This window comes from Pseudanabaena cinerea FACHB-1277 (genome assembly GCF_014696345.1).
GTDB classification, from domain to species: Bacteria; Cyanobacteriota; Cyanobacteriia; order Pseudanabaenales; family Pseudanabaenaceae; genus Pseudanabaena; species Pseudanabaena cinerea.
Genome location: NZ_JACJPY010000016.1, coordinates 17792 through 32649, shown reverse-complemented (window position 1 = coordinate 32649; position 14858 = coordinate 17792). Strand labels below are relative to the sequence as shown.

Annotated in this window: 19 protein-coding genes; 10 read left to right on the top strand and 9 right to left on the bottom strand. The window is 45.8% G+C overall.

Going from position 1 to position 14858, the window contains the following annotated elements:
• The first annotated feature begins 53 nt into the window (after positions 1-53).
• The 4 genes from H6F44_RS07515 (at position 54) to H6F44_RS07500 (ending at position 3247) form a co-directional block, all read left to right on the top strand.
• Entirely contained in the window at positions 54-815 is a 762-nt protein-coding gene (locus tag H6F44_RS07515) for a Uma2 family endonuclease (RefSeq protein ID WP_190350340.1), read from the top strand.
• Between the two features lie 57 nt (positions 816-872).
• Positions 873-1034, top strand: a complete 162-nt coding sequence (locus tag H6F44_RS07510; RefSeq protein ID WP_190350339.1) for a hypothetical protein — start codon at positions 873-875, stop codon at positions 1032-1034.
• A complete protein-coding gene (gene pheA, locus H6F44_RS07505; protein ID WP_190350338.1) occupies positions 1031-1867 on the top strand; it encodes a prephenate dehydratase in 837 nt (278 codons plus the stop codon). Before H6F44_RS07510 ends, pheA begins: the two co-directional genes overlap by 4 nt.
• Before the next feature lie 93 nt (positions 1868-1960).
• Positions 1961-3247 carry a hypothetical protein gene (locus H6F44_RS07500; protein ID WP_190350337.1) on the top strand — a complete coding sequence of 429 codons (1287 nt, stop codon included), beginning with the start codon at positions 1961-1963 and terminating at the stop codon, positions 3245-3247.
• A 108-nt stretch (positions 3248-3355) separates the two neighbouring features.
• Here the strand turns inward: H6F44_RS07500 and H6F44_RS07495 are convergent, their stop codons facing one another.
• The 4 genes from H6F44_RS07495 to H6F44_RS07480 form a co-directional block, all read right to left on the bottom strand.
• Entirely contained in the window at positions 3356-5122 is a 1767-nt protein-coding gene (locus H6F44_RS07495; RefSeq protein WP_190350336.1) for an NAD+ synthase, read from the bottom strand.
• 52 nt (positions 5123-5174) lie between these two features.
• Positions 5175-5795, bottom strand: coding sequence for a CPP1-like family protein (locus tag H6F44_RS07490; protein ID WP_190350335.1), 621 nt, complete (start codon positions 5793-5795; stop codon positions 5175-5177).
• Positions 5796-5976: 181 nt separating this feature from the next.
• The gene (locus H6F44_RS07485; RefSeq protein WP_190350334.1) at positions 5977-6510 is read right to left on the bottom strand and encodes a Uma2 family endonuclease; all 534 of its coding nucleotides are present in this window, start codon (positions 6508-6510) and stop codon (positions 5977-5979) included.
• A 106-nt stretch (positions 6511-6616) separates the two neighbouring features.
• Positions 6617-7033 (bottom strand): NUDIX domain-containing protein, encoded by a 417-nt coding sequence (locus H6F44_RS07480; protein WP_190350333.1) that lies wholly within the window; start codon positions 7031-7033, stop codon positions 6617-6619.
• A gap of 27 nt (positions 7034-7060) precedes the next feature.
• Between H6F44_RS07480 and H6F44_RS07475 the strand changes: the two genes are divergently transcribed.
• Both H6F44_RS07475 and H6F44_RS07470 read left to right on the top strand, forming a co-directional pair.
• Positions 7061-8047, top strand: a complete 987-nt coding sequence (locus tag H6F44_RS07475; RefSeq protein WP_190350332.1) for a sodium-dependent bicarbonate transport family permease — start codon at positions 7061-7063, stop codon at positions 8045-8047.
• Positions 8048-8120: 73 nt separating this feature from the next.
• A complete protein-coding gene (locus tag H6F44_RS07470; RefSeq protein ID WP_190350331.1) occupies positions 8121-8408 on the top strand; it encodes a P-II family nitrogen regulator in 288 nt (95 codons plus the stop codon).
• 118 nt (positions 8409-8526) lie between these two features.
• Here H6F44_RS07470 and murJ read toward each other — a convergent pair whose 3' ends face one another.
• The 5 genes from murJ to H6F44_RS07445 all read right to left on the bottom strand — a co-directional run bounded on the left by murJ (position 8527) and on the right by H6F44_RS07445 (position 12487).
• The gene (murJ, locus tag H6F44_RS07465; RefSeq protein ID WP_190350330.1) at positions 8527-10236 is read right to left on the bottom strand and encodes a murein biosynthesis integral membrane protein MurJ; all 1710 of its coding nucleotides are present in this window, start codon (positions 10234-10236) and stop codon (positions 8527-8529) included.
• Between the two features lie 269 nt (positions 10237-10505).
• A complete protein-coding gene (locus H6F44_RS07460; protein ID WP_190350329.1) occupies positions 10506-10805 on the bottom strand; it encodes a ferredoxin in 300 nt (99 codons plus the stop codon).
• Positions 10806-11104: 299 nt separating this feature from the next.
• On the bottom strand, positions 11105-11407 hold the full coding sequence (locus tag H6F44_RS07455) for a 2Fe-2S iron-sulfur cluster-binding protein (protein ID WP_190350328.1): 303 nt from the start codon (positions 11405-11407) through the stop codon (positions 11105-11107).
• A gap of 536 nt (positions 11408-11943) precedes the next feature.
• The gene (locus H6F44_RS07450) at positions 11944-12210 is read right to left on the bottom strand and encodes a hypothetical protein (protein WP_190350327.1); all 267 of its coding nucleotides are present in this window, start codon (positions 12208-12210) and stop codon (positions 11944-11946) included.
• Positions 12170-12487 carry a hypothetical protein gene (locus H6F44_RS07445; protein WP_190350326.1) on the bottom strand — a complete coding sequence of 106 codons (318 nt, stop codon included), beginning with the start codon at positions 12485-12487 and terminating at the stop codon, positions 12170-12172. The genes H6F44_RS07450 and H6F44_RS07445 overlap by 41 nt, the downstream gene beginning before the upstream one ends.
• Positions 12488-12606: 119 nt before the next feature.
• On the opposite strand from H6F44_RS07445, the gene rpsP reads away from it, so the two are divergent.
• From rpsP to H6F44_RS07425, 4 genes are all read left to right on the top strand, one after another.
• Positions 12607-12855 (top strand): 30S ribosomal protein S16, encoded by a 249-nt coding sequence (gene rpsP, locus H6F44_RS07440; protein ID WP_190350325.1) that lies wholly within the window; start codon positions 12607-12609, stop codon positions 12853-12855.
• 3 nt (positions 12856-12858) lie between these two features.
• Positions 12859-13206: a KH domain-containing protein gene (locus tag H6F44_RS07435; RefSeq protein WP_190350324.1), complete on the top strand. Its 348-nt coding sequence runs from the start codon at positions 12859-12861 to the stop codon at positions 13204-13206.
• Between the two features lie 155 nt (positions 13207-13361).
• A complete protein-coding gene (locus tag H6F44_RS07430; RefSeq protein WP_190350361.1) occupies positions 13362-14621 on the top strand; it encodes a competence/damage-inducible protein A in 1260 nt (419 codons plus the stop codon).
• Between the two features lie 33 nt (positions 14622-14654).
• Entirely contained in the window at positions 14655-14798 is a 144-nt protein-coding gene (locus H6F44_RS07425) for a hypothetical protein (protein ID WP_190350323.1), read from the top strand.
• The last annotated feature ends 60 nt before the right edge of the window (positions 14799-14858 follow it).

Genomic DNA, 14858 nt, shown 5'->3' with positions numbered 1-14858 from the left:
TGCGCCGCCTTTTCTGATTCTAAAAATACCAGTGCGATCGCATTGCATAAGCTATGACACCTATTACTGCCCCTGTTCTTGAGTCAATTCAACCAATTCAAGAAACTCAAAGCATCGATACAGAAATATTTTACCCTTCTGAGGATGGTGAACCCTTGGCAGAGACTTCAGTTCATGCCGATGCGATTATGGCAACGGTCGCTGTTTTACGCAATTATTTAGCCGAAAAGTTTGCTGCGCGATCGCCTGTTGTCCTTGCTGATCAATTTTTATATTATGCACAGGGCTTTCCGAGATTACGGGTTGCGCCTGATGTGATGGTGATTTTTGATATTGCCCAAAAGCCTTATGACAACTACAAAATTTGGGAAACAGACAAAATACCCAGTGTTATTTTTGAGATGACTTCAGAAAGTACACAGGCGCACGACCAAACCAAAAAGCAGGAGCTTTACGAAAGCATTGGGGTTTTGGAATATTGGTTGTTTGATCCTAAAGGCGAATGGATTCCTGAAAAATTACGCGGCTATCGTCGTCAAGCAAATCTACCAGCCAAGGCGGAAGATTTATTGGTCTATGAGGCGATCGCTGATGGATTGAGTCAAGTTTTAGAGTTACGCCTCGAAGTCGCAGGTTCTCTCATCAATTTCTATCGCCAAGATAATGGCGAAAAATTGTTAATTCCTAGTGAGTTAGCCGCAGCTTGGCAAGAAGAAATTCAGCGTGCTGAATTAGCAGAGGAAAGGGCAAGACTGGCTGAGCAAGAGTTGCAAAAATTGCGCGATCGCTTGGCTGCCTTGGGTGTCGAACCATAAGATTATTGATTTTAGATTTGTGACCTAAAATGATTACAATTTAACCTGTCAAAAGCTATGGCTCAAACTTTGAAAATTACCCTTCCAGATAATTTGGATGAAGAGTTAACAGCTCAAGCAGTACGCCTAAATCAATCACCTGAAACAATCTTGTTACAGGCTTTAACTAGGCAGTTAAAAATTTTGTCTCAGGTTAGCTTATTGCCCCATTCATCATGACAAAGATCGCTTATCTTGGCCCCGCAGGTACATATTCAGAAATGGCGGCTTTGCGCTATTTGCAGCTTAGTCATCCCGACTTGGAGCATGATCCATCAATAATGTGTCCTTATCCCACGATCCCCCAAGCGATTAATGCCGCCGAAAATGGCAATGTGGAAATTGCGATCGTACCTGTGGAAAACTCGATCCAAGGCGGCGTGACGATGACCCTTGATAGTCTTTGGCAATCGGAAGCCTTGCAAATCCAACAGGCGATCGTCTTACCGATCGCCCATGCTCTGATTACCCGCGCCGCCATACTCACAGATATTAAAACTGTCTATTCTCACCCGCAAGGCTTGGCACAGTGCCAACTATGGCTAGATTGCCATTTGCCAACAGTGCAGCAAATTGCCACTGACTCCACCACTGACGGATTACAGCGAGTTGCCGAGGATGGGACATCGGCGGCGATCGCTTCCCAACGGGCTGCTGAATTATATAATCTGCCGATTTTGCAATTTCCCATTAACGATCAGCCCGATAACTTCACCCGCTTTTTGGTGCTGGGGCGCAATACCAGCCATCGTCAAGGCACACATTCTTCTTTAGCATTTAGCCTCAAGCGCAATATGCCAGGGGCGCTAGTTAAACCATTGCTAGTATTTGCCGATCGCCATATTAATTTAAGTCGAATTGAGTCACGCCCCACCAAGCGATCGCTAGGGGAATATATCTTTTTTATTGATATCGAGGCGGCGCTTCCAGATGCTAACTGTTGTGAGGCTTTGGAGGAACTAAAAACCGTAACCGAGAATCTAAAAATATTGGGTAGCTATGCGATCACCTAAATTGAGCAGCCAAATGACTGAAGAGTGATTGCAAGCACCCACTGATCTAAACTTGTCTTGGTGGTCAAAAAAATTAATTGATGGTGACTCTCTATGTTTAACCAGAACCCGCTCAAGCATCTGTCTTGGCTGTGGCGATCGCTGTTGGCAATGGCGATCACCGCCCTGATCGTGACAATTGCGATCATCGCTCAGCCTACCAATGCCGCGATCGCGCCCTTACCCGACCTCTACCTCACCACGGGCAAATTGGCAGAGGGCGAAAAAGTCTTTAGCGATTACCTCAAAAATAACGCCCAAGATGACAAAACCCGCTTTGGGTTGGGTGTAATTCAATTTATGCGGGGCATCGAAAGGCTTTCACAGTCCCTCTATCGCTATGGCACAATTCAAAGCCCATTGACTAGCGCGATCCCCTTTGTGCGTCTGCCCATTCCCAAAAATCCCAAACCTGAAGTCTTGACCTATTCAGGCTTGCAACAGGTTTTTCAGACATGGATTGATGATCTTGCCACTGTTCGCACCACGATCGCCCCCATTAAAGATCAAAATCTTAAACTGGCATTACGGCTAGGGCTAGTCCGCCTCGATCTTGATGGCAATGGCAAACTAGAAAATACTGATACCCTCTGGCGGGTTTTCAATGCGGTTACAGGAGCCAATGTCACCGAAAAAGATGCCCAGCAATTTTTGATCGCCTTCGATCGCGGTGATACCCTGTGGCTAGAGGGCTATACCCATGTGTTAGGGGCGATCGCCGAATTTTTACGGGCCTATGATAGCCAAGAGCTATTTGCCTCCTGCGCCCATCTCTTTTTCCAAAAAGTGGATACGCCCCACAAAGCATGGCTATTTACCAAGCCATCTAAGCCCGATGACTATAGTCCCAATTTTGATGAAATTCTCGACCTAGTTGCCGCAGTCCACCTTGCCAAGTTCCCGTTAGTGGAGCCGCAACGGATGACCACGATCCTCAATCATATGAAGTCAGTGATCAGCCTTAGTCGCCAGTCTTGGCAATCAATTTTGGCAGAAACTGACAGCGATCGCGAATGGATTCCCAATCCGAAGCAGTTGTCTGTCATTCCCAATGTGCGGGTAACGGGCGAGATGGTTAGCTCTTGGCAAAAGTCTCTAAATGAGATCGATGCAATTTTAGCAGGCAAGAAAAATCTCCCCTTTTGGCGCGATCCCCAGTTGAGTATTAATTTTGCCAGAATCTTTACAGAGCCAAGGGGCTTTGACCTCATGGGCTGGGCGCAAGGCACAGCCGCCACTCCTTACCTTGAAAAGGGCAAGGTGACAGACATGAGAGTGTGGGACGAAATGGTTCGCGCCTTCGGTGGCAATCTCTTTAACTTTGTGGTTTGGTTTAACTAACGCGCAGCCATTGCCGAGCAAACAAACCACCAGAAAATTCTGGGAAGTGTCAAAAAGTGATATTTCCCAGAGCTTTCTTGATTGGGATTTGAGCGTAAAGCGCTGTATCTAATAATAATTACTAGCGATGGGCATTCGCCAACCTGAACCAAAGGCGCGATCGGTAATTTTTAAACCTGGGGCGGCTTGGCGACGTTTGAATTCGGCAATTTTGACCAGTCGTAATACCCGATGCACGATCGCTGCCTCATGACCCGTTGCCATAATTTCTGCCGCCGATAAATGCAGTTGCGTGAATTTATGCAAAATATCATCAAGGATATCGTAGGGCGGTAGGGAATCTTGATCGATCTGATCTGGCTTTAGTTCGGCACTGGGGGGCTTGGTGATGATGTTAGGGGGGATCACTTCGTGATGATTTTGCTTGATTGCCAAATTATGACTAGTTTGATTTAGCCATTGGCAAAGGTGAAATACTCGCGTTTTCGGCACATCGGCGATCGCCGCTAAGCCCCCATTCATATCACCATAGAGGGTGCAGTAGCCCACGGCTAGTTCGGACTTGTTGCCTGTGGAAATGAGGAGATGCCCCAATTTGTTAGAAATTGCCATCAGTAGACTGCCGCGAATCCGTGATTGCAAATTTTCTTCGGTGACATCATTGGGGCGATCGCCAAAAAGATCGGCTAGGCTCTGATCAAAAGTCACCATCATTGGCGCGATCGCGATGGTGTGGGTATTAATTCCTAAATTTTGCGCTAGGGCGATCGCATCGGTAATGGAATGCTCGGAACTGTAGGGTGAAGGCATCAATATCCCTAAAACATTTTCCTTCCCGATCGCTTCGGTGGCGATCGCCGCTACCAAGGCCGAATCAATGCCGCCACTCAACCCAATTACCACCTGCTTAAAGCGGCACTTCCTTACATAGTCACGCACACCCAACACCAGCGCCGCAAAAATTTCTGCCTCATCACTGTCATACGCCTCAGGTAAGGCTAGGTTTCCTAAGTCCTCGAATAGCTGGGTCGAATCAACGCTCAAGAGATCTTCCTCAAAGCCTTTAGCCTGCGCCACGATCTCCCCATGCCGATTAAAAGCCATACTGCGCCCATCAAAGATCAAGTCATCATTTGCGCCAACTTGATTGACATAGATCAAGGGTAAATTATGGGCGATCGCCCGATGCTTGAGCATTGCCTCCCGCAAACTTTGCTTGCCAACAGCATAGGGAGATGCTGATAAATTGAGCAGTAAATCTAAATTGTGATTTTCAACTAACTCCGTCACTGGATCATGGGCATAGCTCCGCCTTCCCCAAAAATCCTCATCATTCCAAATATCCTCACAAATAGTTACGCCAATCCGCAAGTAGCTACCATCAGCTAAATGCAGATTAAAAACTTGGCTCCCATGCCCCGCTTCAAAATAGCGATCCTCATCAAAGACATCATAGGTGGGCAGTAGGCGTTTATAAAAGGTTTGCTGTACCTTACCGCCCAATAACAACACCGCACTATTAAATAGGTTTTTGCCGCCCGACTGGGTTGCTTGATTGTTACTGCAAACCGTCCCCACCAGTACCGCAATCTGCGGCGGCAATTTATTCGCCAACTCGGCGATCGCCTGCTGCATATCTCGTACAAATTGACTGCTCATCAACAGGTCACGGGGCGGATAGCCGCAAAGGGATAGCTCAGGGGTCAGCACCAGTTGCACATCCTGCGCCGCGAAATGATTTACTGCCGCCAAAATGCGATCGCTATTACCTGCAATATCGCCGATGGTGGGATTAAGCTGGGCGATCGCAATCTTGAATTTGCTAGCAGGATCACTATCAAGGTTTCTATTAAGATCGCTATTAAAAGAACTCATTAAATTAGCTTGTTATAAAGGTTGACCCTAGGGTCAACCTTCACCTATTGATTTACCTTAAGAAGCAGGCGTGTAGCCACATCACCAACAAGATAATTAGCATTTGGATCGGGCTTGGAAACGCAACAGTCCCAACTAACCGCGACAGCACTAAAACTTGGTTGGTCAAAGTTGCCAATATCACGCCAATCGTGATCCCCGACAGGGAAAATAGCAAAGCTCTGCCAAATCGATTTTCCTTACGGGTTAGCCAATACACACTTACCACTAACCCAATGGATAGCCAAGTGGTCGCCGCGCCAGATACCAAGAAACTAATTGCCCCCAATCCTGCATAGATGCCAAGGGATGTATAAATGTCTTTTTGGTTAGGATCATCAAGAACCTTAGTGAGCCAAGAGGGTGTACGGCGCTGATTGTTGCTTTGAGGGGCTGTGGGTGCGGGGGCTGCCAGTCGCTCAGGATAACGAATGCGATCGGGTACGGCAATTTTGCCCTCTTTGCGAGCGCGGAGCCGATCCATCAAGATTGCGTCATACGCAACTTCGATCGCTTCCTGTTGAGATTCGTCTCCTTCATATTCACGTAGCAAGCGATCACGGGCATCGCGTACTTCTTCAAAGGAGGCATCATCATTGACTCCTAGTTTGTCGTAGGGAGTTGGTTCACTCATTTTTCCAACTATGAATATTTGTAGAGATCTGGATAGGTAAACTGAGAAAGTGGCTAGGCAACTAATTTAGAAAATACTGCTGTGCTTAGAAACCAATCTTAAGTAATTAAACTAATGACTAAGATTAGTATAACGCTTGCTTTTGAATCGGTAACAAAAATATAGCCATAGAGCGAAATTATTACGCCCGATCGCCATATTTTTGTAAAATCCATGCGCCAACCTCAGTTTGAGACTTTTCACGGCTGAGTTTTAGTGCTGCCTCAAGATCGGCGATCGCTAAGCCACCTAATAATTTTGATTCGGTAATCTGCCGACTACCACCATTCTCTAACATTTCTAGAGCAATAATCTTGACCTCCTGCACATCAACAATCCAATATTCTTGAGTCCCCAACTGCTCATACAGCAAGCGCTTCTTGCCCAAATCATCTTGCAGCGTTGAGCTAGATATCTCAATGATCAAATTTGGGACTGGGTATTCGTCAAGGCTGACTATGGAACTGCTGCGAGGGATGAGCGATGCGATTTCGCCGATGTAATAGGAGATATCTGGCTGACAGCCTTGAAACCCTGTTTTGACATAACTGCAATTGGTTAAACCTCTAGCAGGAATAGCTGCTAATGTGCAGTACAAGATAACTACAAAAACCATCGTGCCATGATCATAGGCATGGTCAAAGCTAACAAGATTTGCTTCGATGTTATCTTGCATTTTTCTGAAAAGTAATTAAATATAGGATGGGTTAGCGATAGCGTAACCCATCATCTTTAGCTAACTGATGCGTTACGTTGTACTAACGCACCCTACATTTAACTTATCAATATTTTTGCAACATCTTGAATAGGTCTGCATTTTTTGCTCGATAATCCCAAAATTGATTGAGGATATGGGAAGTCGCGTAAGACAATAAATCGCTAAAGTCATTAACTTGTTCTTTTTGGCAATAGTGCAGTGCGATCGCATCGTCCATTGGTTTAGGATTTCCTTCAGCCACAATCCAGACAACTTTGTGATAATTGCGCGATGATTCGTAATCAAATAAAGCGATCGCCCTAGTTGCTTTTAGTCCAGTTTCTTCCCGCAACTCCCGAATAGCCGCCGCAAATCTGGACTCACCTATTTCAGCGCCACCGCCAGGCAGTATCAGAAAGCCTTTTGATGTTTCCGCCAAAATGATCCCTGCCTCTGTTTCAACAATTGCTGTGCCTCGGCGGCGTTTGTGTGATGATGTCATATTTATAAGTTAAATCTGGTAATCCCGATGAATTTAGACTTAATTGTTTCTAACATACTCAACCCGCCGATTTTGTTCTTCTTTTTGGGGATGCTGGCGGTATTGATTAAATCAGATTTAGAAATTCCGCCACCGATCCCTAAGTTATTTTCACTGTACTTATTATTAGCGATCGGCTTTAAAGGTGGGGTGGAACTGGTCAAGAGCGGCATCAGTCAAGAGGTGATCTTGACGATGGGGGCAGCAATCCTGATGGCTTGTATTGTCCCCGTCTATTCATTTTTCATCCTCAAGATCAAGCTGGACTCTTACAATGCAGCAGCGATTGCCGCCACCTATGGCTCTATTAGTGCTGTCACCTTTATCACCGCCAGTTCATTTTTGGGACAGCTAGACATCGCCTTTGATGGTTATATGGTGGCAGCCCTTGCCCTGATGGAGTCTCCTGCGATCATTGTGGGCTTGATCCTTGTGAGTGTGTTTACCGCCGAGGAAAAGGCAAAAAAAGGTGAAACCAGCGAATTTGCATGGTCGGAAGTTTTGCGCGAAGCCTTTTTAAATAGCTCCGTATTTTTATTGGTGGGTAGTTTAATTATTGGCTGCCTGACAGGCGAACGCGGTTGGCACGTTCTTTCCCCTTTTACCCAAGATATGTTTTATGGTGTGCTGACCTTTTTCTTGATGGATATGGGTTTGGTTGCTGCTAAACGGATTAAGGATTTGCAAAAAACGGGGGTATTTTTGATCGCCTTTGCCATCTTGATGCCGATCTTAAATTCGGGTGTGGGCATTGCGATCGCCAAGTTAATTTCCATGTCGCAGGGTGACGCTTTGCTATTTGCGGTGCTATGTGCCAGCGCCTCCTATATTGCAGTACCTGCAGCAATGCGTCTGACAGTGCCAGAGGCAAATCCTAGCCTCTATGTTTCGACCGCGCTGGCGGTGACTTTCCCCTTCAATATTATTGTGGGCATTCCTCTGTATTTGTACGTGATTAATTTGTTTTGGGCTTAATATTTTGGGCTTAATATTTGGGATTTAGTACAGGTTGGAATTTCGGATTTAGATTTTTATTAGGTTTAAAACTATGCAAGCAGTTAAACGGATTGAAATTGTGTCTGACTCGGTGGAGTCCCACAAGCTGATTAAGGTTTTAGAAAGTGTCGGCGTGTTGAATTACACCGTGATTCGTAATGTGATTGGCAAGGGCGTTAGGGGGACAAATTCGGGCGATTTGGATATGAGTATGCTGGAAAATGACTATGTGATCGCGTTTTTCTTGGCTGATAAAACCGAGAAATTAGTCGAAAAGCTGCAACCGATCACCAAAAAATTTGGCGGCGTTTGCTATATCTCCGATGCCATAGGCATTTAGTTGCTTGAATGACAAGTTTCTCCCAAAAGCGGTCAGGATGCCCGCGCTACAGGGATTTTAAATTTGTAGGTCAGACATCTTGTCTGACTTTTCTTGTCTGACTTTTCTTGTCTGACTTTTATCGCTTCAATCGCCGTTTGATTTGCGCGGTGACAATATTTAATTCGGGGATTCGCATCTGTAGGGCGATCGCGCCGAATATGGCTAAACCGATCGCCACAGCAATCGCTAAACCACCAAGTTTTGCCCCAAATCGCCAGATATTTGCCAAGCTATCAAAGCTGGGACTGAGCAACTGGTAAATGCCCCAACTTGCGCCCCCAGCGATCGCACTAGCAATCGTTAAACCCGCGATCGTGACGCTCCAACTCTTAAGGGGCATTTTATTGAGGCGGCGATCGAGAATTAGGATCATCGCGATCATCGAAATTACATTCACCGCCACCGTTGCCAACACGATCCCCGCCGCCCCAAACTTACCCACCAATAAATAGTCAAATAAACCATTCAGAAAAATATTGACCACGCTAATTTTAAAAGGCGTATCCCCATCCCCAAGGGCATAAAACACCCGCACCAACACATCACGCCCCAAATAGACAAACATCCCCACCGAATAAGCCATTAACACCATCGCCGTTAGCTGCGAAGCCTCCGCATCAAAGGCATAGCGCTCATAGACCACCTGCGAAATGGGTAATGCTAAAGCCACCATCAACCCACTTAGGGGCAACATCGTTAATGCTGTCAGCATCAAGCCTTGCCTAATTCTGTACTTGAGTTCATCCCAGTTTTCGGGAGCCGTTAATTTAGACAGCATGGGAAATAATGGCACAAGGATCACGTTCGATAAAATTCCCAAAGGCGTTTGCACTAATAGCCCTGCATAGCCCATCGCCGAGACGGCGGCGGCGGCATTGGGAATAAATGAGGCAAAAAATAAATCTGTCCAAACATTAATCTGCAACATTCCCGAAGAAAAGGTGGCGGGAATCATTAACCGCAATACTTCCTTAACTTCAGGGCGTTGCCAATCAAACCTGAGTTTAAATCCGCCCATGCCAGCCTTGATCTGTACAGGCAACTGCACCAACCATTGCAAAACTGCCCCCGCAAGGGTTGCCCATGCCAAGACCGCACCGCCCAGCACGGCATTTTCGGGCGATAAAATGCCATTACCCAATGTCCAAAAGAGTCCGCCAATGCCAATTAGGACGGTCAAGCTCGAAAAAATGGGGCTTACTGATGGCAGCCAATAAGCATCCGCCGCATTCAGCGCTCCAAAGCCGATCCCCACTAGCCCCGCTAAAACCGCCATCGGAGCCATGATCTGAAACTGTTGAATGGCGATATCTTTGGTGATTTTTAGGTTGGCGATGGTAGCGCTATCGATTCCTTTAGAAATTAACTGCGCCTCTGGCACAAATAGCCCAGGGGCTACGAGGTGCATCAAAGGTTCAGCAAAAATAATCAGGGCGATACTCACCAATAGCAAAATGCCTGTGACGATGGTGGTGATGCTATCGATGATCGCGGCAACTTCGCGGCGATCGCGTTTTGCCAAAACACTGACGATCGCACTGTGAAAAGGACCATTAATGCCCCCTAGCAATATCAATAAAAAGCCTGGGATCACATAGGCAAAGTTGTAAGCGCCATAGGCCGTGCCATTGCCAAAGGCAGCCGCGATCGCCACTTGGCGCAGTAGTCCAAATATTTTGCTCACCAAGGTGGCCACCGCCACGATCGTAGCGATATTTAGGAGCGATCGCTTAGGAGATTGTTCTTTTTGCGTGTCTGTGACGATATCCTCTTCGTTGCCCGACAAAATTGGTAATGCCTCATAACAAGTTGTCTTGAGAAATGTAGCATCAAAACATCACTGTAAGTTCTGTCGAAAATATAAAACTCATCAGATTAATGCCATCGTCAAGCAATTTTGTTTCCCAGCCTGTTGAAGTTTTATAGGAAAAATCAAAAATAATGCCTCTTCTAAACATCAATAGAGGAGCATTGCATGGCAACACTCCTCTATTAATTATGACAAGGAAATCACAGAGAGATTGTAGGGAAATTGTGGAGAAATTATGAAATTCCTTAGTACAATTCTTCTTCCTTATGAGTTTCAATGGTGACATCAGAGGTTGGCTTAGCAACACAAGTCAGCACATAGCCAGCTTCAATTTGGTCATCATCGAGGAATGACTGATCGCCTTGATTAACTGTACCTGTGGCAATTTTACCTGCACAAGAGGAGCAAGCACCAGCACGGCAGGAGTAAGGAAGATCAAGCCCTTGCTCTTCAGCAATGTCAAGAATGAACTCATTGTCAGCTACATCAATTGTTTTGTTGATGCCTTCAGCTTCATTAATGAGCGTTACTTTGTAAGTAGCCATATTTTTTAGAATTAACCTGTTCAAGATTTCAGCCCCAATCATAAGTGATATCTGAACACGAAACAAGAGAAAAATAACGCTGGGCTAGTGGGGTGATGTTGTTGGTAAATAGTATGACGATCGCACATTCTTAAATAGTGTTATGCTAGATAGAATTTAAGAAATTCGTATGCCAATATTGTTTTGACCATAAAAACCTTGAGCATTAGGGCTGCTTTGCACCTAAGCTCAAAGGCTTTTATGGGTTTTGCGTTAGGGGGCAGATCTGAGCCACCAAAATTTTAATAAATGGGTTCAGACTAGAGGAGATCAGCTTCTTGATGGGTAGTAATTGTACAATCAGATTGTGGATAAGTCACACAGAGAAGGGCATAGCCGTTTTCCATCTGGTCAGCATCAAGGAATGACTGGTCACCTTGATCGATTTCACCAGACAATACTTTGCCTGCACAAGATGAGCAAGCACCAGCACGGCAGGAGTAAGGAAGATCAATCCCTCGCTCTTCAGCAATGTCAAGAATATATTCATCCGCAGGAACTTCAATAGTTTGATCAAGCCCTTCAGCTTCATTAATCAGTCTTACTTTGTAAATAGCAGCCATAAATGAAATAAACCTCTTAAAAGATTGCAACTAAGTGAACAAGCGCTGTCTGGAATTTGCACTAGGATAAAGGCTTTCAGCCAGTTCGCGCTGACTTTGATTTTGATACCCTAGGGGCATTAATTCGCATCATATCGCTCTTGATAGTCTTGTGTATAAACTTGTTTTCTATTTCTACCATTGGTTAGAGGTGATCTAGTTACAGCCTTAGGGCTTACACAAAAGAACGAGAAAACCTGATTCTAGCGTAGGGGCAATTCATGAATTACCAACACTTTTGCCCACTTTGCATAAGTCCTCGATTTATCGCGGCTTTAGTTAGTACAGAAGACTTTTAAAAGCATTATTGCGATCTGTTTGATTGGGTAATTGCTGTCAAAGTCTTGATGGGCTTTCAGCCAGCGCTTTGTGACCCATCGCTTTAAAAAGCTCTTGAGAATAATCAGCATTAAGCTGAATTTAATCTGTTAGCAATAACTTTTACTAATATTATCCGCAAACTTAATCATAGTCTTGCCTTTGATACAAATATTCAATCACCCACCCAAAAAACTTTGCTCTAAAAAAATCAAGTAAGTTTGCAGCGATCGCTTAAAAACTGCTAAGGGTAATTCTAGGGACACCTGTGGATTAGTAAATTCACTCCAGATCGTAACTTTATCGTCACTAATCGCCAAACCATAGCCATTGCCTACCCCCTGCATTTCAGATTCTATGGCAGCGCGATCGCCTTCTATGGCAGCGCGATCGCCTTTTTCGATATCAGCGATCGTTGCCAGCAGTTCTTGACAAATCACCACCATTGGCACGGTGATGAGAGCCAACGGCTGCCCCACGGCGGTTAATTTCGCCCTGAAAGATGTGGGTGGTATTGATGTTGACAGACTTGGGTGCAACGGATCTGGCTAGTTGTGTAGGTGGAAACGTGGTAGTCGAGAAAGCTGCCGACGTTGCTGTAACTAAAGGTTGGAGGCGATCGCCCAAGGTAGAATTAGCGACAAGTCCATTGAGCGGAGCCACTAAAGTTGAGCCGAAGGCAACTATAGATAGTAAAAAACTAGGAATAATCGAGTTTCGCATAGACTTAAAGTGCTATTTTAAATGCTATAATTATAAGCCTGCTAAAATTATTTATTCACTGAATAGATTGAATAGATCTTCTCCCCCTAAAAAGTAACGCAAAAGAAAGCTATAAACCCATGATGAAGTTGAGATTAAAGCGATTTGGTAAGAAATTTGAAGCCAGCTATCGCATCGTTGCTGTAAACAGTACTAGCCGCCGTGATGGTCGCCCACTTGCTGAGCTTGGTTTCTACAATCCTCGCACCAAAGAAACTACCCTTGATGTACCTGCGATCGTCGATCGCATCAAAAAAGGCGCTCAGCCTACCGATACCGTGCGCCGCATTCTTGAAAAAGCGAAAGTATTTGAATTAGTGACCGCCTAAGTCGTGCCTGATTACAACGCTTTAATCAATTTTTTGCTAAAGCCTCTTCTCAGACATCCCGATGCTTTGAGGGTGGACTTTGAATCTAGCAAAAGCGATCGCATCTGGGTAAGGGTTGCCTTTGCCCCAGAGGATCGCGGGATTGTGTTTGGCAAGGGGGGACGAACGGTTCAGGCAATCCGCACAGTGGTGATGGCGACCGCCCAAGAAGCAGGGCAGAATGTCAGATTTGAAGTTTTTGATCCTACGCCCAATGTGGATCGTGATGAACATCAAGCCCCACCAACGGAAATTGGCGATCGCCCTCGCATTCAAGTCGAAAAACCGAAACGCCGTGGAGTAATCCAATAGCAAATCCGATCAGAAGCCTCACATAGTGAGGTTTTTTATTGGCACAAAAAGCTAACCAAACTGAGCTTTCCCGCAGCGTCACTCATCCTATAAACGAGAGTACGGGGCTTTCCGAATGTAAGCTAAAGGGAGCAAACCAAGAGGAAAAATATAAGATGAAAAAGTTAGGGGCAGAAATTCTTTGCATTGGCACAGAATTATTACTAGGTGAAATCCTTAATAGCAACTCTCAATATATTGCTCAACAATTAGCGATCCTTGGTATTCCCCATTTTTATCAAACCGTGGTTGGCGATAACCCCGATCGCATCCATCAAGCTCTGACAATTGCGGCAAGTCGCTCTAATTTGATCATCACCACGGGAGGGCTGGGACCCACCCCCGATGACCTCACCACCGAGGCGATCGCGAATTTTTTTGACACCCCCCTAGAGGAGCGTCCCGAAATTTGGCAGCGCATTCAACAGATGTATGCCCAAACAGGGCGGACTCTCACCCCTAATAACCGTAAACAGGCTCTATTGCCCAAGGGAGCCGATATCCTTACAAATCCAGTGGGGACTGCCCCAGGCATGATCTGGGAGCCGCAGCCTGACTTGTTGATTTTGACATTCCCAGGTGTACCGAGCGAGCTTTATGAAATGTGGGATCAGGTTGCCTCGCCGTTTTTGCAAGCGAAATATGGACAGGGGACATTTCACTCTAGGGTACTGCTCTATTGGGGCATTGCCGAATCAGCATTGGCGGCTAAGGTTAACCATTTATTTGATCTGCAAAATCCGACCGTGGCTCCCTATGCCAACTATGGACAGGCGAGGTTAAGGATTACGGCGAGGGCAAATACCCAAGAGGAGGTGATCGCCCTGATTGCACCAGTGGAGGCAGAAATCCGTGAAATCACAGGGGAATTTTGCTACGGTACTGATGATGACAGCCTTAGCAGTGTGGTGGGGCAGATATTGAAGGAACGTGGCGAAACCTTGGCTGTTGCCGAGTCCTGCACAGGGGGCGGACTGGGCGAAGTCCTTACTGAGGTGGCAGGCAGTTCACGCTATTTTCTTGGCGGGATCATTAGTTATAGCAATGAGGTCAAGATGGCAATGCTAAATGTCGATCGCCAAACCCTAGAACAGCATGGGGCAGTCAGTGCGATCGTTGCAGAACAGATGGCGATCGGGGTGAAGGAGCAACTAAAATCTGACTGGGGCATCAGCATCACGGGGATCGCAGGTCCTGATGGCGGTACTACCACTAAACCCGTGGGGTTAGTCTATGTGGCGATCGCCGATCCTGAGGGCAAGGTGGCGGCAATCGAGCTAAAATTTAGTCCCTCTAGAGGTAGAAATTGGATCAGAAAGGCAACTGTAAGCTCAGCTTTAGATTTGTTTAGAAAAAGATTTGTTATGATTGGGTAAATAAACCTAGATGATGATAGGGAGCCAAATATAGTGAAAGCGATCAAAAAAGCTCTAAGAGAGATCGGCGAAATGCTCAATCGCGTTTTGGAAGCCCTTTTAGGGAAAAGTCAACCACAACCTGAGTTGATCCCCATCCCCGTAAGAAACGACTCTCGCCGCGCCCGTCGCCATTAAGGTTCAAAGACTCGCAACTGCGGGTCTCCGACCTTAATAGCGATATCCAAGCATAGCCAA

Bases quoted from the DNA above. Each gene is read 5' to 3' on its own strand.
- H6F44_RS07515 (WP_190350340.1), top strand. From the start codon at position 54: ATGACACCTATTACTGCCCCTGTTCTTGAGTCAATTCAACCAATTCAA.
- H6F44_RS07510 (WP_190350339.1), top strand. From the start codon at position 873: ATGGCTCAAACTTTGAAAATTACCCTTCCAGATAATTTGGATGAAGAG.
- pheA (WP_190350338.1), top strand. From the start codon at position 1,031: ATGACAAAGATCGCTTATCTTGGCCCCGCAGGTACATATTCAGAAATG.
- H6F44_RS07500 (WP_190350337.1), top strand. From the start codon at position 1,961: ATGTTTAACCAGAACCCGCTCAAGCATCTGTCTTGGCTGTGGCGATCG.
- H6F44_RS07495 (WP_190350336.1), bottom strand. From the start codon at position 5,122: ATGAGTTCTTTTAATAGCGATCTTAATAGAAACCTTGATAGTGATCCT.
- H6F44_RS07490 (WP_190350335.1), bottom strand. From the start codon at position 5,795: ATGAGTGAACCAACTCCCTACGACAAACTAGGAGTCAATGATGATGCC.
- H6F44_RS07485 (WP_190350334.1), bottom strand. From the start codon at position 6,510: ATGCAAGATAACATCGAAGCAAATCTTGTTAGCTTTGACCATGCCTAT.
- H6F44_RS07480 (WP_190350333.1), bottom strand. From the start codon at position 7,033: ATGACATCATCACACAAACGCCGCCGAGGCACAGCAATTGTTGAAACA.
- H6F44_RS07475 (WP_190350332.1), top strand. From the start codon at position 7,061: ATGAATTTAGACTTAATTGTTTCTAACATACTCAACCCGCCGATTTTG.
- H6F44_RS07470 (WP_190350331.1), top strand. From the start codon at position 8,121: ATGCAAGCAGTTAAACGGATTGAAATTGTGTCTGACTCGGTGGAGTCC.
- H6F44_RS07460 (WP_190350329.1), bottom strand. From the start codon at position 10,805: ATGGCTACTTACAAAGTAACGCTCATTAATGAAGCTGAAGGCATCAAC.
- H6F44_RS07455 (WP_190350328.1), bottom strand. From the start codon at position 11,407: ATGGCTGCTATTTACAAAGTAAGACTGATTAATGAAGCTGAAGGGCTT.
- H6F44_RS07450 (WP_190350327.1), bottom strand. From the start codon at position 12,210: ATGGTGGTGATTTGTCAAGAACTGCTGGCAACGATCGCTGATATCGAA.
- H6F44_RS07445 (WP_190350326.1), bottom strand. From the start codon at position 12,487: ATGCGAAACTCGATTATTCCTAGTTTTTTACTATCTATAGTTGCCTTC.
- rpsP (WP_190350325.1), top strand. From the start codon at position 12,607: ATGATGAAGTTGAGATTAAAGCGATTTGGTAAGAAATTTGAAGCCAGC.
- H6F44_RS07430 (WP_190350361.1), top strand. From the start codon at position 13,362: ATGAAAAAGTTAGGGGCAGAAATTCTTTGCATTGGCACAGAATTATTA.